At 71.2% G+C, this 16,778-nt stretch carries 18 protein-coding genes; 13 read left to right on the top strand and 5 right to left on the bottom strand.

Features of this window, described 5'->3' with window-relative positions:
* Positions 1 to 6: 6 nt before the first annotated feature.
* Positions 7 to 504 (bottom strand): hemerythrin domain-containing protein, encoded by a 498-nt coding sequence (locus tag ACXR8F_RS10280; protein WP_458800189.1) that lies wholly within the window; start codon positions 502 to 504, stop codon positions 7 to 9.
* 170 nt (positions 505 to 674) lie between these two features.
* Between ACXR8F_RS10280 and ACXR8F_RS10285 the strand changes: the two genes are divergently transcribed.
* The 8 genes from ACXR8F_RS10285 to ACXR8F_RS10320 all read left to right on the top strand — a co-directional run bounded on the left by ACXR8F_RS10285 (position 675) and on the right by ACXR8F_RS10320 (position 9,274).
* Positions 675 to 2,303, top strand: coding sequence for a RecQ family ATP-dependent DNA helicase (locus tag ACXR8F_RS10285; protein ID WP_458800191.1), 1,629 nt, complete (start codon positions 675 to 677; stop codon positions 2,301 to 2,303).
* A 525-nt stretch (positions 2,304 to 2,828) separates the two neighbouring features.
* Positions 2,829 to 3,533 carry a hypothetical protein gene (locus ACXR8F_RS10290; RefSeq protein ID WP_458800192.1) on the top strand — a complete coding sequence of 235 codons (705 nt, stop codon included), beginning with the start codon at positions 2,829 to 2,831 and terminating at the stop codon, positions 3,531 to 3,533.
* Entirely contained in the window at positions 3,530 to 4,018 is a 489-nt protein-coding gene (locus ACXR8F_RS10295) for a phage holin family protein (protein ID WP_082081111.1), read from the top strand. Before ACXR8F_RS10290 ends, ACXR8F_RS10295 begins: the two co-directional genes overlap by 4 nt.
* Positions 4,015 to 4,722: a DUF3618 domain-containing protein gene (locus ACXR8F_RS10300; RefSeq protein ID WP_458800194.1), complete on the top strand. Its 708-nt coding sequence runs from the start codon at positions 4,015 to 4,017 to the stop codon at positions 4,720 to 4,722. Before ACXR8F_RS10295 ends, ACXR8F_RS10300 begins: the two co-directional genes overlap by 4 nt.
* Positions 4,723 to 4,825: 103 nt before the next feature.
* On the top strand, positions 4,826 to 5,329 hold the full coding sequence (locus ACXR8F_RS10305) for a DUF4383 domain-containing protein (RefSeq protein WP_458800196.1): 504 nt from the start codon (positions 4,826 to 4,828) through the stop codon (positions 5,327 to 5,329).
* Between the two features lie 164 nt (positions 5,330 to 5,493).
* Positions 5,494 to 6,219 (top strand): ANTAR domain-containing protein, encoded by a 726-nt coding sequence (locus ACXR8F_RS10310; protein WP_458800198.1) that lies wholly within the window; start codon positions 5,494 to 5,496, stop codon positions 6,217 to 6,219.
* Positions 6,220 to 6,365: 146 nt separating this feature from the next.
* Positions 6,366 to 8,792: a molybdopterin oxidoreductase family protein gene (locus ACXR8F_RS10315; protein WP_458800200.1), complete on the top strand. Its 2,427-nt coding sequence runs from the start codon at positions 6,366 to 6,368 to the stop codon at positions 8,790 to 8,792.
* Positions 8,792 to 9,274 (top strand): hypothetical protein, encoded by a 483-nt coding sequence (locus ACXR8F_RS10320; RefSeq protein WP_458800201.1) that lies wholly within the window; start codon positions 8,792 to 8,794, stop codon positions 9,272 to 9,274. The genes ACXR8F_RS10315 and ACXR8F_RS10320 overlap by 1 nt, the downstream gene beginning before the upstream one ends.
* Positions 9,275 to 9,312: 38 nt before the next feature.
* On the opposite strand, the gene ACXR8F_RS10325 is transcribed toward ACXR8F_RS10320, so the two are convergent.
* Positions 9,313 to 10,221, bottom strand: a complete 909-nt coding sequence (locus ACXR8F_RS10325) for an SDR family NAD(P)-dependent oxidoreductase (RefSeq protein ID WP_458800203.1) — start codon at positions 10,219 to 10,221, stop codon at positions 9,313 to 9,315.
* 145 nt (positions 10,222 to 10,366) lie between these two features.
* Between ACXR8F_RS10325 and ACXR8F_RS10330 the strand changes: the two genes are divergently transcribed.
* The 4 genes from ACXR8F_RS10330 to ACXR8F_RS10345 all read left to right on the top strand — a co-directional run bounded on the left by ACXR8F_RS10330 (position 10,367) and on the right by ACXR8F_RS10345 (position 13,729).
* Entirely contained in the window at positions 10,367 to 11,965 is a 1,599-nt protein-coding gene (locus ACXR8F_RS10330; RefSeq protein ID WP_458800205.1) for a phytoene desaturase family protein, read from the top strand.
* Positions 11,962 to 12,408, top strand: coding sequence for an SRPBCC family protein (locus ACXR8F_RS10335; protein ID WP_458800207.1), 447 nt, complete (start codon positions 11,962 to 11,964; stop codon positions 12,406 to 12,408). The genes ACXR8F_RS10330 and ACXR8F_RS10335 overlap by 4 nt, the downstream gene beginning before the upstream one ends.
* Positions 12,409 to 12,532: 124 nt before the next feature.
* A complete protein-coding gene (locus tag ACXR8F_RS10340; RefSeq protein ID WP_458800210.1) occupies positions 12,533 to 12,949 on the top strand; it encodes a hypothetical protein in 417 nt (138 codons plus the stop codon).
* Positions 12,950 to 13,030: 81 nt separating this feature from the next.
* Positions 13,031 to 13,729 (top strand): DUF6766 family protein, encoded by a 699-nt coding sequence (locus tag ACXR8F_RS10345; protein WP_458800212.1) that lies wholly within the window; start codon positions 13,031 to 13,033, stop codon positions 13,727 to 13,729.
* A gap of 189 nt (positions 13,730 to 13,918) precedes the next feature.
* Here ACXR8F_RS10345 and ACXR8F_RS10350 read toward each other — a convergent pair whose 3' ends face one another.
* Positions 13,919 to 14,251 (bottom strand): hypothetical protein, encoded by a 333-nt coding sequence (locus ACXR8F_RS10350; RefSeq protein ID WP_458800215.1) that lies wholly within the window; start codon positions 14,249 to 14,251, stop codon positions 13,919 to 13,921.
* Between the two features lie 123 nt (positions 14,252 to 14,374).
* Positions 14,375 to 15,217: a sigma-70 family RNA polymerase sigma factor gene (locus ACXR8F_RS10355; protein WP_458800216.1), complete on the bottom strand. Its 843-nt coding sequence runs from the start codon at positions 15,215 to 15,217 to the stop codon at positions 14,375 to 14,377.
* Positions 15,218 to 15,380: 163 nt separating this feature from the next.
* On the opposite strand from ACXR8F_RS10355, the gene ACXR8F_RS10360 reads away from it, so the two are divergent.
* The gene (locus ACXR8F_RS10360; protein WP_458800218.1) at positions 15,381 to 16,316 is read left to right on the top strand and encodes an SDR family oxidoreductase; all 936 of its coding nucleotides are present in this window, start codon (positions 15,381 to 15,383) and stop codon (positions 16,314 to 16,316) included.
* A 75-nt stretch (positions 16,317 to 16,391) separates the two neighbouring features.
* On the opposite strand, the gene ACXR8F_RS10365 is transcribed toward ACXR8F_RS10360, so the two are convergent.
* Positions 16,392 to 16,766: a hypothetical protein gene (locus ACXR8F_RS10365; RefSeq protein WP_458800220.1), complete on the bottom strand. Its 375-nt coding sequence runs from the start codon at positions 16,764 to 16,766 to the stop codon at positions 16,392 to 16,394.
* Positions 16,767 to 16,778 lie beyond the last annotated feature (12 nt).

A 16,778-nucleotide genomic window follows, 5' to 3' on the forward strand; every position in this document is an offset into this window, starting at 1 on the left:
GCGACGTCAGGAGATGACGGCGTCGACCGCCTTCTTCATGGCACTCGGCTGCTCGGGCCGGCGAGGGGCCTTCTTCCGCGCTGCGAGAAGCTCCTCACCGAGCTCCTGGAGCTGCTTGCGGCCCAGCCCCTCACGCACCTTGGGGAACCACTCCTGCTCTTCCTCCTCCATGTGGTGCTCCACGTTCTCCATGAGGACGGTCGTCTTGGCGTCGAAGCGCTCGTCGGTGGCGTCCATGGCGGCGAGCTCCATGCACAGCACGTCGGCCACGTGGTGCTCCTCGTACGACTCGAGCACGTCGTCCTCGAGGTCGGGCAGCAGCTGTCGCACCCTGGGGTACATCACCTCGTTCTCGACGTAGGTGTGCACGGTGAGCAGCTCGAGGATCGTGTCGACGATGGTCTGCTTCTGCACCGGGGTGAGGTCGGCCTTGCGAAAGGCCCGGAACTGCTTGCGCACCTCCTGGTGGTCGTTCTTCAACAGGACGATGGCGTCGTTGGACATGGCGCTCTCCTCGGGGTGCTCGGTCAGTGATGGGTGGGTGGTCTGGTTGTGGTCTGTCGGTGCAGGACCCGGCTGCGGTCCAGTGCCCCCATACCCACCCGGCACCATGCCGGCCCGTCGAGGAGCTGCCCGGCCGCTCGCGGCAGCGTCGCGAAGGGTAGGAGTGGCCCGTGCCCCCCACAACCCGTGAAGACCTGCAGCGCGTCGCGACCGAGTCGTTCGGCTGGGAGCGGCTGCACGACTACCAGCTCGACGCGATGGAACAGGTGCTCGCTGGACGGGACCTGCTCGCCGTGCTGCCCACTGGGGCAGGGAAGTCGGCCATCTACCAGCTCCCGGCCCTGCTCGTCGACGGCCCAGCCGTCGTCGTCTCACCGCTTCTCGCGCTCCAACGCGACCAGGTCGAGGCCCTGGACCGGGCCGGTGTGGGCGGGGCGTTCCTGGTCAACTCGCTCCAGTCGGCCGGCGAGCGTCGGGCAGCGTGGGACGCCCTCGCGCAGGGCGACGCCCGCTACGTCTTCCTCTCACCCGAGCAGCTGGCCGGCGACGACGCCGTGGAGCGTCTGGCGGGCGCCCGCCCGGGGCTCTTCGTCGTCGACGAGGCACACTGCGTCTCGTCCTGGGGACACGACTTCCGGCCCGACTACCTGAGGATGCGGCCGGTCGTCGAGAGGCTCGGGCACCCTCCCGTCGTCGCGCTGACGGCCACCGCAGCACGGCCGGTCCGCGACGACATCGTCGAGCGCCTCGGAATGCGCGAGGTGGCCGAGACCGTGACGAGCTTCGACCGCCCGAACCTCCGGCTCCGGGTCGCCTTGCTGACGGAGGCCGACGAGCAGCGCCAGGCGGTGGTCGAGCGCGCCGTCGAACTCACCGCCGACGGCCACGCGGGCATCGTCTACGTCAGCCGACGGGTGGACGCCGACCGACTGGCGGAGGAGCTGGCGGGCCGTGGTGCGCGCGCTGCCGCCTACCACGCCGGCATGACGGCCGCCCGCCGTGAGTCGGTGCACGATGCCTTCCTCTCCGACGAGGCTGCGGTCGTCGTGGCGACGTCGGCCTTCGGGATGGGCATCGACAAGCCGGACCTGCGCTTCGTGCTGCACGCGGCGGCGCCCGACTCGCTCGATGCCTACTACCAGCAGATCGGCAGGGCGGGCCGCGACGGTGAGCCGGCGGCGGCAGAGCTGTTCTACCGCCCCGAGGACCTGCACCTGCACGCCTTCCTCACGGCAGCGAGGGCACCGGAGGACGCCCTCAGGCGCGTCTCGAAGGCGCTGCGTGACGCTGACGGACCCGTGGGGACGCGCGAGCTCGATCGCGCCACGGAGCTCTCGCGGACCGTGCGAACGAGAGCTGTCAACCTGCTCGAACAGGTCGGTGCCCTGCGAACGGTGCGGCGCGGCAAGGTTGCCCACGCCCGCGACGTGTCCACCGCGGAGGCCGTGACCGCCGCGGTGGAGCGAGCCGAGGCGCACCAGGCGCTCATCCGCTCACGCATCGAGATGATGCGCGGCTACGCGGAGACGAGCGGCTGCCGGCGCCAGTTCCTGCTCGGCTACTTCGGCGAGCACCTGGGCGAGCCGTGCGGCAGGTGCGACCGCTGCGAGGCCGGCACGGCACTGGCCCGGCGCCAGAGCAACGGGCCCTTCGAGCTGGACGCGCCCGTCACGCACGACGACTGGGGCGACGGCATCGTCATGGCCGTCGAGGAGGACCGCATCACGGTCCTTTTCGACGCCATGGGCTACCGCACCCTCTCCATCGAGGCTGTGACGAGCTCTGGCGTCCTGCGCTGACCGGTGGTCTCACCGGCAGCGGCAACGGGCCGGCCGAGGTCGGCGGCTCGGCGTCCATCAGCGCGGTGTGGAACTGCGCATTGCCCTCGGCCAGACCGTCACTGCGGCGGTGAATCGGTTTGCGAAATGGGCGAAGTCGCGAACTGGCGCATGCTTGGCGCGACCCGGTCCGTTGGGTCGGAGGGGCACACCACAACTGGTGTGTCGTACCCGATGTCGCCGAATCCAGATCAGGTGTTCGAAGTGGGCTTGAGCCAGATGCCGGTGGGTACCCCAACCCCGTGACAGCACGCCCGCCACGTCGAGCTCGAGAACGGGGCCCGCGAAGGGCGACCGATGAAGGGACAAGGATCCATGACCGAACGACCGTATGAGACAACCGTTCCAGACGACCTGACCTCCGGGACCCCCACGACGTCGGGCCTTGCGACCGGAGGACACGGGACCACCTCGCTCGGCTCCGCTTCGACCGGCGGCCAAGGATCGTCGTCAACGGCGGCAGCTGCCGCCGAGGAGGCGAAGTCGGTGGCGTCCGACGCGGCCGACAGCGGGCGGCAGGTCGCCGAGACCGCTGCTGCGGGCGCCAGGGACGTCGTCTCCGAAGCCACGACCCAGCTCCGCCAGCTCTTCGACCAGCTGCGATCCGAGCTCGACGGCCAGGCGTCCTCCCAGGGCCAGCGCGCCGTGGGTGGGCTGCGCTCCCTGGCGGACGAGCTGCGGCAGATGGCCTCCGGCTCACAGCAGCAGGGCATCGCGGGGGAGGCGGCTCACCAGGCGGCCGACCGCGCGTCGTCCTTCGCCGACTGGCTGGACGGCAAACAGCCCGGTGACGTCCTCGACGAGGTGCGCTCGATGGCACGACGGCGCCCGGGCGCCTTCCTTCTCGGTGCGGCGGCCCTCGGCCTGCTCGGTGGCCGCATGACCCGTGGTCTCACCGCCGGCGGTCCCGACCAGCAGACCTCCGGTCCGGCCGGCTACGGCTCGGGCACGCAAGGTGGCGCGGCTCCCTTCCGGGCCGGCGGCTACTCGAGTGGCGCGGGAGCGCCTTCCACGACCACAGTGGGTCTGCCGCCCGACGTGTCCCCGGTGCGTAGCGAGCCGTACACCGTCGGGGTGCGCGACACGGACACCCACGCGATGACCACCGCGACCGACGGCGTGACGGAGGAGCACAGCACCGACCAGACCGATGTCCTGTACGCCGAAGGGGAGAGCGAGGCTCGCCGATGAGCACCGTTCCCCGAGACGAGCTCGGCGGCGGCCTCGGCACGCAGGGGACCTCCTACGCCGGACCCTACGAGGGCGCTCGTGAGAGCTCCCACGAGAAGGCCGAGCACGCCTCCATCGGCGAGCTCGTCGGCGACATCTCCCAGGGCCTCAGCACGCTGATGCGCCAGGAGGTCGAGCTGGCGAAGGCCGAGGTGCGCGACTCCGCCAGACGCGCCGGCAAGGCGGCCGGACAGTTCGGCGCCGCGGCCCTCGCCGGCTGGATGACGCTGCTCTTCCTGTCCATCGCCGTATGGGAGTTCCTGTCCAGCGCCCTCGACAGCCGAGGCTGGTCAGCAGTGATCGTCATGGCCGTCTGGGGCATCGTCGCCGCCGTGCTGGCTGCCGCCGGTCGAAGGAACAGCAAGCAGATCCAGGGACTGCCGCGCACCACCGAGACCGCCAAGAGGGTCCCGGACGCGCTGAAGGGAAACGAGGAGACCTCATGAGCACCGACTACCCGACGACGAACGACCCCGTGACGAACGCACCGATCGTGAGCGAGCCGGTGGTGAACGCACCGTCCACGAAGGACCCGGACGCCATCCGGGCCGACATCGAGCGCACCCGCGCCGGCCTGAGCCGCGACGTCAACGCGCTCGGCGAGTCGGTGTCACCGGGACACATCGCCCACCGCCAGGCCGAGAAGGTCAAGGGACGGGCGAGCCGCCTGCGTGATCACGTCATGGGCAGTGCGTCGGGTGCCGGCGACAAGGCGTCCGACGTCGCCCACGGCGTGGGCGACCAAGCCTCCGGCGTCGCCCACGGCGTCGCCGACACGGCACAACAGGCGGGACACAGCGTCCAGAGCAAGACGCGGGGCAACCCGATCGGCGCCGGCCTCGTCGCTCTGGCGGCGGGTTGGCTGGTCGGCTCCCTGCTCCCCGCGTCGGAGAAGGAGCGCAGGCTCGCGGAGTCGGCCAAGGAGAAGGCACAGCCGGTCCTCGAGCAGGCTCAGTCCACCGTCAAGGACGTCGCCAGCGAGTCGGCGGACCACCTGAAGCAGCCCGCCCAGGACGCGGTCCAGTCGGTCAAGGAGACCGCGGTCTCGGCCGCCGACGACGTGAAGCAGCAGGGCCAGCAGGCCGCGAGCGACGTGCGCGACAGCGCCGCCGACTCGGCCTCCTCGGTCAGGGACCAGACCCAGGGCTGAGCGCGCGGCGCCAGGAGCGGAGCAACCTGCGCATCACGGAAGCCCATGGGGCCGCGCGACCGTCGTCGCGCGGCCCCCGTATCACGGCCGGAAAGGAAATCAGATGGACCGAACGTCACACGCCCGGGCCACCGGTACGGGACGGACCACCCTGCAGGGCGCGGCTCTCGCGGTCGGCATCGTCTTCCTGCTCGTCGGCGTCGCCGGCTTCATCCCGGGCATCACCACGAACTACAACGACCTCAGCCTCGCCGGCCACCAATCGGATGCGAAGCTGATCGGACTCTTCCAGGTCTCCGTGCTGCACAACGTCGTGCACCTGCTGTTCGGCGTCGTCGGCGTGGCCGCCTCGAGGTCGTGGACCGGTGCGCGCCGCTATCTCGTCGGCGGCGGGGCCGTCTACCTCGTCCTCTGGCTCTACGGCCTCCTCGTCGACAAGGAGTCCAGCGCCAACGTCGTCCCGGTCAACGCCGCGGACGACTGGCTGCACCTCGTGCTCGGCCTGGGGATGATCGCCCTCGGTGTGTTCTGGCCCCGACGCCGTCGCCGGGTGGCGGGGCACGACGAGGCCCTTCGCCGAGGCCAGCTGCACGGCGACCCGCACTGACCCGCACCTCACCCGCTCTGACCCGCACTTACCGCCCGACGCCCCGGCTCGCCCGACCAGGCTGGGAAGGACATCCGGCACACGTTAGGGTTGAGGTGGTTCGAACCGGGAGCCACAGACCAGCGGTGCCTCGAGTGCGCCCTCGTGTCAAGGAAAGGGCGGCGATGGACCCTCGCGCGGAGCCGGCCGATCTCGCGTCGGAGTTCGTGGCGCTGAACGAGTACCTCGGTGACGGCAGTGACGGTGCCGACGCCCTCGAGCGCCTCGTGAAGCTCGCCGTCGCCTGGGTGCCCGGTTGCGACTGGGCCGGGGTCACGGTCTGGCCGGTGCAGCGCAACCCGCGCAGCCTCGCCGCGACCGACCGCATCGCCATGACGGTCGACGAGCTGCAGTACGCCCTCGGCGACGGCCCCTGCCTCGTCGCGGCCAAGGAGGACGACCCGGTCCGGATCCCCGACCTCGCCTCGGACGAGAGGTGGCCCGGTTTCAGCCGCCTCACCATCCAACGGACGCCAGTGCGCTCGATCCTCTCCTTCCACCTCGGCGACGACCCGGAACGCAGCGCGCTCAACCTGTACGGAGGGACTCCCCGGGCGTTCGAGGGGGAGGGGCTGATCGCCGGTGCCCTCTTCGCCGACCACGCGCGGGTGCTCCTCATGCATGCGGGCCACGCTGAACAGGCGGCCCACCTCAAGGAGGCCCTCGCCAGCAACCGACGCATCGGGATGGCGATCGGCATCCTCATGAACGTCCACAAGGTCACCGAGGACGAAGCCTTCGCGCTCCTGCGGGCCGCCAGCCAGAACCTCAACGTCAAGCTGCGTCTGGTCGCCGACGACGTCGCGCGCACGGGCGCGCTCCCTCGGACGGCCCGGGACCTCGAGGGCTGACCTCTCGCCGGTCGTCCCCTGGCCTCCTTCCCCGCGACCGAAGAGCCTGTCGAGGGGTAAGCGGGCGTTGACGGGCCGACCGCGGTCCTCACCTGACCGGCCGCTCGCCGACGGCACAGGGTCGACGCCGACAAGGAGGACCGCCCGTGCCCACCGAGGACCGCATCGTCGATGTCTGGGGCGAGCGCACACCGTACGCGAGGGGCGGGCGATGGCCCGTCCGCGTCGACACGCACCTGGCCGACGGCATACGCGATGAGGACGTCGAGCGGTGGGTGCAGACCGCCTCCTCGTTGCACTCCAACGGGGACGCCTTCGACGTGGCCGTCCGTGACGGCCGCATGGTCGGCGTCCGCGGACGGCCCGACGACCGCGTCAACCACGGCCGCCTCGGACCGAAGGATCTCTTCGGGTGGCAGGCGATCCAGTCTCCCGACCGGCTCACTCGACCACTGCTGCGCCGGGACGGCGTGCTCGTCGAGGCCACCTGGGACGAGGCCATGGGCGCCCTCGTCGAGCGGACGCGAGCGCTCCTCGACGAACAGGGACCGAGCGCCGTCGGCTTCTACACGACCGGTCAGCTCTTCCTCGAGGAGTACTACACGCTGGCGCTCGTCGCGCACGGCGGCATCCGCACCAACCACGTCGACGGCAACACCCGACTGTGCACGGCGACGGCGGCCGAGGCACTCAAGGAGTCGTTCGGCAGCGACGGCCAGCCCGGCTCGTACACCGACATCGACCACGCCGACGTCATCGCGCTCTTCGGGCACAACGTGGCCGAGACGCAGACGGTGCTCTGGATGCGCATCCTCGACCGGCTCGCGGGCGACGACCCCCCGAAGCTGCTGTGCGTCGACCCGCGGCCGACACCGGTGGCGCAGGTCGCGACGGTCCACCTATCGCCGCGGCCCGGCACCAACGTCGCGCTGATGAACGCCCTGCTCCACGAGCTCGTCGTCACCGGCGCGGTCGACGATGACTGGGTGAGCAGCCACACCGTGGGCTACGACGGCCTCCGCAAGGTCGTCGAGCGCTACACGCCCGAGGTCGTGAGCGCGATCTGCGACGTGCCGGCAGACCAGATCCGAGCGGCGGCGCGTCTGCTGGCCGAAGCCGAGGCACTCGTGTCCACGGTCCTGCAGGGCTTCTACCAGTCGCACCAGGCCACCGCCGCCGCGGTGCAGGTCAACAACGTGCACCTCGTGCGCGGCATGATCGGTCGCCCGGGATGCGGCATCCTCCAGATGAACGGGCAGCCGACGGCGCAGAACACCCGTGAGTGCGGTGCGGACGGCGACATGGCGGGGTTCCGCAACTGGAGCAACCCGGACCACGTCGCCGATCTGGCGAAGGTGTGGAACATCGAGCCGAAGCAGATCCCGCACGCCACCCCGCCGACCCACGCGATGCAGATCATGCGCTACGTCGAGGACGGCTCGATCCGCCTGCTCTGGGTGTCGGGCACCAACCCGGCGGTCTCGATGCCCGAGCTGGCCCGGATGCGCGAGATCCTCTCGCAGGACCGGCTCTTCCTCGTCGTCCAGGACATCTTCCTCACCGAGACCGCGCAGCTGGCCGACGTGGTGCTCCCGGCAGCCGCGTGGGGCGAGAAGACGGGCACGTTCACCAACGTCGACCGGACCGTCCACCTCTCGGAGCAGGCGGTCGACCCTCCGGGTGAGGCGCGTTCGGACCTCGACATCTTCGTCGACTTCGCCCGCCGGATGGACCTGCGGGACAAGGACGGTGGCCCCCTGGTCAAGTGGAGCACGCCCCAGGAGGCCTTCGACGCCTGGCGCGAGTGCAGCCGCGGCAGGCCGTGCGACTACAGCGCCCTCAGCTACGACAGGTTGCGGGACGGCGGGGTGCAGTGGCCCTGCACCGAGGGCGCCCCCGACGGCACCGAGAGGTTGTATGCCGGTGGCGTCTTCTGGGCGTCACCCGAGGAGTGCGAGAGCTACGGCCGCGACCTCGTGACCGGGGCGCCGTTGGAGGCCAAGGACTACCGGGCCCTCAACCCCTTCGGTCGCGCCGTCATCAAGGCGGCCGACTACCGCTCACCGCACGAGATGCCCGACGACGACCATCCGCTCCAGCTGATCACCGGCCGCACCGTCTACCACTTCCACACCAGGACCCGGACCGCCCGTGCACCCGAGCTGCAGGCCGCGGCGCCGGAAGTCTGGGTCGAGCTGTCAGCACACGACGCCACCATTTTCGGGATCGCGGAAGGCGACCTCGCGGAGGTGCGCACGGCACGAGGCGCGGTCCGCGCGAAGGTGCGGGTCAGCGGCATACGCCCGGGAGTGGTCTTCCTGCCGTTCCACTACGGCTACTGGGACACTCCCGAGGGGTGGCGTCCAGGAGAGCACGGCAGGGCGGCCAACGAGCTCACGCTCACGGACTGGGATGCCGCATCCAAGCAGCCGATCTTCAAGACGGCGGCCTGCTCGGTGAGCAAGGTGGCCGACGGGGACGGTTCCCCGTCCCCTGCACCGGTCGGGCTCTCGTCGACACCCGTGACGCCGCGGGCGGCCGTGGTGGACCACTCCGCCGGAGGAGAGCAGTGATGAAGATCGGGATCGTCCTGCGGGACCTGCACCAGGACGAGACGGAGCTGGCGAGGACCCTCATGCAACTGGCCTACGAGCACCATGTCGATCATGAGATCCAGCACCTCGGCTATGACCTCGCCGACTGGTCGTTGCGTCACGTGCGCGAGATCGCCCGCGTGGCAGAGCAGTTCGGTGAGAACCTCGAGCCGGCTCCCGACGGGACGCCGCCGCTGGTCGACCGGGCCCGGCGCTGGGCCTCGGAGCGCACGGGTCGTTCCAAGGACGCCGAGCTCGTCATGGTGCGAGACCTCAAGGACGTCTACCTACGGGCCTCGGGCGTGCTCACCGACTGGGAGATGGTCGGCCAGGCGGCCCAGGCGATCGTGCACGACGAGCTCGTCGAGCTGGCGACACGGTGCCAGGCCGAGACGAAGCGGCAGATGACGTGGGCCAACGCGAAGATCAAGGAGGTCTCGACGCAGGCGCTCGTCGTCTGAGCGAGCCAGTCGCCCGCGCACCCGGCCGGCGGTCGGGCTCAGCCGCGGCGGCGCAGCAGGCCCGCCACCGTCGAGAAGGCCGCCCGCAGCCCGGAACCGTGTCCGCCGCCGAGGCGGTTGCCCCCCGGGACACTGCGCTCGACGTTGCCCTCCTGCGGCGGCAGGTGGGTCGAGGGATCGGAGGCGAAGCGGTCGAAGAGGGGGCCGACCCAGGCGTCGTAGACGCGGGGGAGCAGCGTGAAACCGAGACGCGTGACGCCGTCGAACGCACCGCCGTGCACGACCGGTCGCGAGCGGTCGAGCGCATGCACGACGACGCAGGCCGCCTTGTCGGCCGACCACACCACGGGCGGTGGGCGCCCCGCCGGGCCGCCCACGTACGCTGCCTGCCGGTAGATCGGGGTGTCGACCCCCGGCAGCGACACGTAGGACACGTGGAGCCCGGGGACGTCGCGGTTCTCGAGCGCGGCCTGGCGGGCCAGGGCTCGCACGCCCCACTTGCTCACGGTGTAGGCGCTCATGGTGGGCACGGCGATGTGGCCGATCATCGAGCCGATCAGCACCACGGCGCCGGCGCCCGCGTCACGCATCCCGGGCAGCGTGTGCCGCAGGACGTTCGCCGAGCCGAGCAGGTTGGTGGCTACGACGCCGTCGAACGTAGCGGCCGGCAGCTCGTCCAGCCGGCCGTAGGCGACGACGCCCGCGCTGGACACGACGGCGTCGAGCGGACCCTGCGACGCCGTGAGCTCGCGTACCGCGTTGCCGACAGCGGCGTCGTCGCGCACGTCGACCGCGAGGGCGCCGACCCATGGGGCTCCGACGGCCCGACACTGCTCGGCCGCGCGCTCGAGCGGTCCCTCGCCCCGCGCCAGCAGGGCAAGACGCCGGCCCTGCCGCGCGAGACGGAGAGCCGTGGCCAGCCCCACCCCGCTCGAAGCACCCGTCACGAGGACGAGGGGGCCGCGGGCCGCACCTCCCGATGATGTCTGCACCCTTGTCCCGTGCCCGTCGCGTGCCCGCTTCTAACGCGTTTGGTGGCCGGGTGGCCGGGGTAGGACACCAGCGGCAGCGCCCCGCCAGTGAGAGGACGACGTGACGACGACGGACGCCGTGGTGATCGGCAGCGGCCCGAACGGACTCGTGGCCGCCAACCTGCTCGTCGACGCGGGCTGGTCGGTCGTCGTGCTCGAGGAGCAGGAGCGTCCCGGCGGGGCGGTCTGGAGCGACGACAGCGTCGCACCCGGTCACGTGCACGACACCTTCAGCTCCTTCTACCCGCTCGCGGCAGGCTCGCCGACGATCGCGGGACTGGAGCTCGAGCAGCACGGCCTGGAGTGGGTGCAGGCCCCGTCGGTCGTCGGGCACTCCTTCCCGCACGGTCGGTGGGGGGTCCTGCACCGCGACCGGCACGACACCGCGACATCCCTCGACACGGACTTCCCGGGCGACGGCGAGGCGTGGCTGCAGCTCTGCGACACGTGGGACCGCGTCGGCGACGACCTCATCCAGTGCCTCCTGACCCCCTTCCCCCCGGTTCGAGGAGGTGCGGGAGTCGCCCGGCAGGTCCTGCGCCCGGGAGGGTTCGAGCTCGTGCGCGAGATGCTCATGCCCGCACGCACCCTCGTCGAGACGCTCTTCGGCGGGGAGGCAGCCCGGCTGCTCGTCGCCGGGAACGCGGCGCACGCGGACATCGGCTTGGAGGCTCCCGGGTCGGGCGCCATGGGCCTGCTCCTCGTCCTGCTCGGCCAGAGCGTCGGCTTCCCCGTGCCCCGTGGCGGTGCCGCGAGCTTCTCGGGCGCGATGGTGCGCCGACTCGAGCAGAAGGGCGGCGAGCTGTGCCTGCGTGAGCCCGCCACGGGCGTACGCGTCGACGGCGGACGAGCGGTCGCCGTGCGCACGCCGTCGCGGGAGATCACCGCGCGACGCGCCGTCCTCGCCGATGTGTCTGCGCCGGCGCTCTACGGCGGTCTCGTGTCGTGGGACCACCTGCCAGCCCGGCTGCGCCACCGCATGGACAGGTTCGAGTGGGACCCGTCCACGGTGAAGGTCGACTGGGCGCTGGACGGCCCCGTCCCCTGGGAGAATACGCCCGACGCCGTGCCGGGCACCGTGCACATCGCCGACTCCCTGGACCAGCTGTCACTGACCGGCGCCAAGGTCGCAGCCGGACTGGTGCCCGAGAGGCCCTTTCTGCTCGTGGGACAGATGGGCGTTGCCGACCCCACGCGCGTGCCGCACGGGGGCGAGGCGCTCTGGGCGTACACCCATGTGCCGCAACGCGTCCGGGGTGACGCCGCCACGGCCGGCGACGGGCTCCCAACCGTGCGCGGCACCTGGGACGACGCCGACCTCGAGGCCATGGCCGAGCGCGTCGAGGCGCGGATCGAGAGCCGGGCCCCCGGCTTTCGCGACCGCATCACGGCGCGACGGGTGCTGGGCCCCAGACAGCTCGAGGCGATGGACGGCAACCTGGTCGGGGGCGCCATCAACGGCGGCACGGCAGGGCTTCACCAGCAGCTCGTCTTCCGTCCTGTCGCCGGCTCCGGGCGGGCTGAGACGCCCGTCCGCAACCTCTACCTGGCCTCGGCCTCGGCACACCCCGGCGGCGGGGTGCACGGCGCCTGCGGCGCCAACGCCGCGAGAGCAGCCTTGTGGCACCACCGAATCCGCACACCATGGAGGCGATCGTGAGCACGACCAAGCGCATCATCCACGCCTCACCCGACCGGGTCTTCGACGTCCTGGCCAACGGGTGGAGCTACAGCCAGTGGGTGGTCGGGGCCTCGCGCGTGCGTGACGTCACGCCGGACTGGCCCGAGGAGGGCGCCGAGATCCACCACTCGGTGGGTGCGTGGCCCCTCCTCATCAACGACCTCACCACGGTCGTCCGCTCGGAGCGGCCCACCCTGCTCGAGCTGACGGTGCGCGCCTGGCCGTCGGGTGAGGGGGTCGTCCGGGTCACCTGCCGTCAGCAGGGTGATGACACCGAGGTCACGATGGAGGAGGACGCCAAGAAGGGCCCGGCGCTACTCGTCCCACGCATCCTGCGCGACGTCGCCCTCGACCAGCGCAACCGGGAGGCGCTGGCGCGCCTGGCGATCCTCGTCGAGCGCGCGGGAGCCGACGTGACGTGAGGGACGAGCCGGCGCGCGTGCTGGTCGCCGCGTGCCGCGCCCCGATCGGACCCCTCGGAAGGGCGCCGATCCCGCGACTTCCACGTCGGAGTTTTGGTCGGTCCGGAGGGGGTATCGATCCTGCGTGATGACGACCCTCCGCAGGGCTGCGGCTGTCGCTGCCGCCCTCATCGTGACACCGGCGCTGACGGCGTGCTCGTCCGTCGACGAGCCGGAGGCCCGGCGGGTCGCCACGGAGTTCGCCCGACTCGCAGGCACCGACCCGACTGCCGCCTGCGCACTGCTGGCGCCGCGCACCCTGGAACAGGTGATCCAGGATGGTGACGGAGACTGCGCCGAGGGACTGCAGTCGGAGTCCCCCCGTCCCGCCTCCACAATCACGTCGGTCTCGGTGGCCATCAACGGTGCACAGGTGGTCATGGACAACCAGGTGCTCTTCCTGGCCCACTTCGACACCGGCTGGAGGGTCACGGCGGCCGGCTGCACCCGCGACGCCGCCGACGACGCCGTGCCCTACCAGTGCAGAGTGAAGGGGGCGTGACGTGAAAGTCATGTTCTGGACCTACGTGCTGGTGATCGCAGCGGGCCTGGCCGCTGCCTTCGCGGTCGGGCTGGCGAGCCGATGAGCAGGCGTCACGAGCTCGGACCGCGGGCCGCCTGGCGGCACAACAGCCTGACGATCGTGTTCGGCGTGCTGCTTCTCCTCTTCGTCTTCGGGCAGGCTGTCGCAGGCACGGCCGAGTACAACGAGACAGCGAGGACCGACGGCGTGCAGGAGATCTCGTTCGTCCGCTACGTCGGGTCCTCGTCGTTCATGGTGGACCTCGTCGAGAACTGGCAGTCGGAGTACCTCCAGTTCACGCTGTACATCCTGCTGACGATCTGGCTCGTCCAGCGGGGGTCCTCCGAGTCGAGGAAGCCGGGGGACACCGGGCGGGAGACCGACGAGCAGCAGCTCGTCGGCCGGTTCGCCAGGCCCGACTCCCCCCGCTGGGCGCAAATCGGTGGCTGGCGCCGTGCCGTCTACTCGCACTCCCTCGTGATCACCATGACCGTGGTGTTCGTGTTGTCGTGGCTCGCGCAGGCCGTCACGGGGCATGTTGCCGAGAACGAGCAGCGAATGCGTGATCTCCTCGACCCGGTGTCTCTGGGCGACTACGTCACCGGTCCCGACTTCTGGTCACGCACCCTGCAGAACTGGCAGTCCGAGATGCTCGCGATCGGCTCGATGGCCGTCTTCGCGATCTACCTGCGAGAGCGGGGATCACCCGAGTCCAAGCCGGTCGGGATGCCGCACGACGTCACGACGGCGGACGAATGAGCGGCCGACAGCGGACGACAGGCGCCGCTTCGTGGGTGCCGGCATGTCCGGACGTCGCCCCTCTGCGCATGGCCCTGCCGGGCTGCCGCGAGTGCGAGACGGCGGGGAAGGCCGTCTTCGGTCCCGGGTTCCGGGTGGGCGTCTCGCGTGGCACGCGGCTCCACTGGCCCGAGGCGCCCGCGGGCGCGTTCAGGCCTGCCGCCGCGCCCACGACGACCCACGCGGCTGCGGGCCTGCGGTCTCGCGCCCGGGCTGCTGCACGGGCTGCCTTCGTGGCGCGTCTCGTGGCGGCTCGTGGACCGGTCGAGCGTTGAGCCGACCAGACGCGGCGGCGCGGTCCTCGATGACCAGGCGCGCCAAGCGGACGGCCGGTATGCCGGCATGCGAGGCCGCCGCGCGGATCCGGTCGCGCACGTGCTCGGCAGTGAGCTCGCGCTCCGCGGCGAGCAGCCGCGCCGCGCGGGCGACCTCGTCACGGTCGCTGCAGGAGAGTGCGTCTTGCGGGATCGGTGTCGTCCTCACCACGGCCTCGTACCCGGCCGAGCCCGGCTGACCCACGGATCTTGCTGGTGGGCGCTGGAGGCTCCTGCTCGTCGGAGGCAGGTGAGGTCACGACACCTGCCACCGGGCGCGGGGGCCGCCACGCTAGGAGGCAGTCGTCAGCGGTGGTTCCTCGGCGTGGCCCTCGACGGCCCCCTCGTCGACGAGGTGGTCGTGCAGGCGCACGGTGATGCGTCGAAGGGTGCGCGAGACCTGCATCTGGCTGATGCCCCGGGCGTCACCGATCTCGCGCTGGGTCATGCCCTCCACGTAGCGCATGAGGAGCAGCTCGCGCTCCTCGTCGTCGAGCTCGGTGAGTGCCTCGGTGAGGCAGACGCGGTCGTCTGCGCTCTCGAGGGCGTGGTCGTCACAGGCCAGGTAGGACTCCAGCCCGGGCCGGTCGTCGTCGGCCGGGCTGCAGTCGAGGGACAGGGGGCTGAAACCCGTGGCCGCGACGTCGACCTCTCGCACGTCGTCGACCGTCGCCCCGAGCGCGTCGGCGACCTGGGCGTCGCTCGGGGTCCGGCCCGACTGCTGCTCGAGTGCGGCCCGCGTCGTGTTGACGTTCGCCCTCAGCTCCTGGAGGCGACGCGGTGGTCGCACGACCCAGCCACGGTCACGGAACCACCGCTTCAGCTCGCCGCTGATCGTCGGCACCGCGTAGGCGGCGAACGACGGCGCGTGGCCGGGCTCGTACCGGCGGATCGCCTTGACGAGCGCGAGACGGGCCACCTGCACGAGGTCGTCGTGCTCGATGCCCCGGCCGTCGTAGCGGGCGGCCATGCGGGTGCACAGGTCGAGGTAGAGCAAGGTGATCTCTTCGACGAGGTGCTCTGCCTCGTGCTCCGAGGCGACGGAGAGTCGTCGGAAGAGCTCGGTGGTCTCGGCGTCACGTTCGGCGAACGACGGGCGAAGCAGGGCGGGGTCGGTTGACTCGGAGAACGACATCACACATCTCCCAAGGAATGGGCGACGGAGTCGGCGCTGTCGTTGGACCGCTCGGCCACTTCGACCATTGCACGGATTCGTCTCGTATGCAATGGGAGGTGGCCTCAGGAGGGCCGGTCCAGGTGTCCGCTTGCCCCGGCGGAGCGGTGGGTACGGACCGTGCATGGAGCCCCGACCTCAGGACGAAGGACGTGCCGTGTCAGAGATCGCCGACCGCGCGGAGCAGCTCGTGCGCCACGACGAGAAGGGCGGTTTTCCCGCCCAGCAGCAGGAGCCGCCCGGGCTCACGAGCGAGATGCACCCGGTGCCCGACCACGGCGAGAAGACGTACGTGGGCCACGGGAGGCTCGAGGGCCTGCGGGCCCTCGTGACGGGTGGCGACTCCGGCATCGGGCGCGCGATCTCCATCGCCTACGCCCGTGAGGGCGCGGACGTCGCGATCAGCTACCTGCCGCCCGAGCAGTCCGATGCCGAGGACACTGCACGCCTCGTGGAGGAGGCGGGGCGGTCGTGCGTGCTGCTGCCTACTGACCTGGTCGACCGTCAGGCGTGTCTCCAGGTGGTCGCCGATGCCGTGCGCGGTCTCGGAGGGCTCGACGTGCTGGTCAACAACGCCGGCTACCACTGGGACCGCGGGCCCAGCGGGCTCGAGGGACTCCAGCCGGAGCACGTCGAACGCGTGCTCCGCACGAACCTGCACGCCGTCATCTGGCTCTGTCAGGCGGCCCTGCCGCACCTCGGGCCGGGATCGTCGATCATCAACACGACGTCCATCCAGGCCTACGACCCGTCGCCGGCGCTGCTCGACTATGCGGCGACCAAGGCGGCTCTCAACAACCTCACCGTCAATCTCGCGGCGGCACTGGGTCCCAAGGGGATCCGAGTCAACGCGGTGGCTCCGGGTCCGATCTGGACGCCGCTGCAGCCGGCGACCAGGGAGGCGAAGAAGATCGAGACGTTCGGTGCCGACACGCCGCTCGGTCGCGCCGGGCAACCCGGGGAGGTCGCACCGGCCTACGTCTTCCTGGCTTCACCGTCCGACGCGAGCTACGTCTCAGGCACGGTGCTCGGCGTCACCGGCGGTGGCGCCGTGTTCTGATCCGCGGCGGCGCGGGAGGCAGCAGGACGAGCAGGGGCGCCGACCCCGTGGTCGGCGCCCCTGCCCTGCAACGGCTCAGCCGTCGTCCCGCTCCCACGGGGGGTCCTCGTCCATCTTGGCGTAGTACTTCGCCAGGTGGCTGCGCACTCGGTCACGGTCCTTGTCCGGAAGGTCGACGCCACCGCGCGATCCCTGCATCACCGCCGCTGCAGCCATGACGCCGCGGGGGACGGCGCGCAGCCGGCCGTCGACGACGTCGGCGATGAGGAGCTTGTACGCCGTGAAGTTCTCCTTCTTCCCGGCGTCGTACCAGACGTGCGCATCGCGGTACTTCTCGTTCGGCCCGTCCTCCGCGCCCGCCCAGCTGCGCACCCGCTTCTCGGCGGCGTCGCCGTCCCACTCGCGGTTGCGGTCGGCCAGCGGCAGGTCCTGGAAGCTCGTGACGCTCATCGGTTCTCCTTC

This window comes from Terrabacter sp. AAH1, from assembly GCF_054456855.1.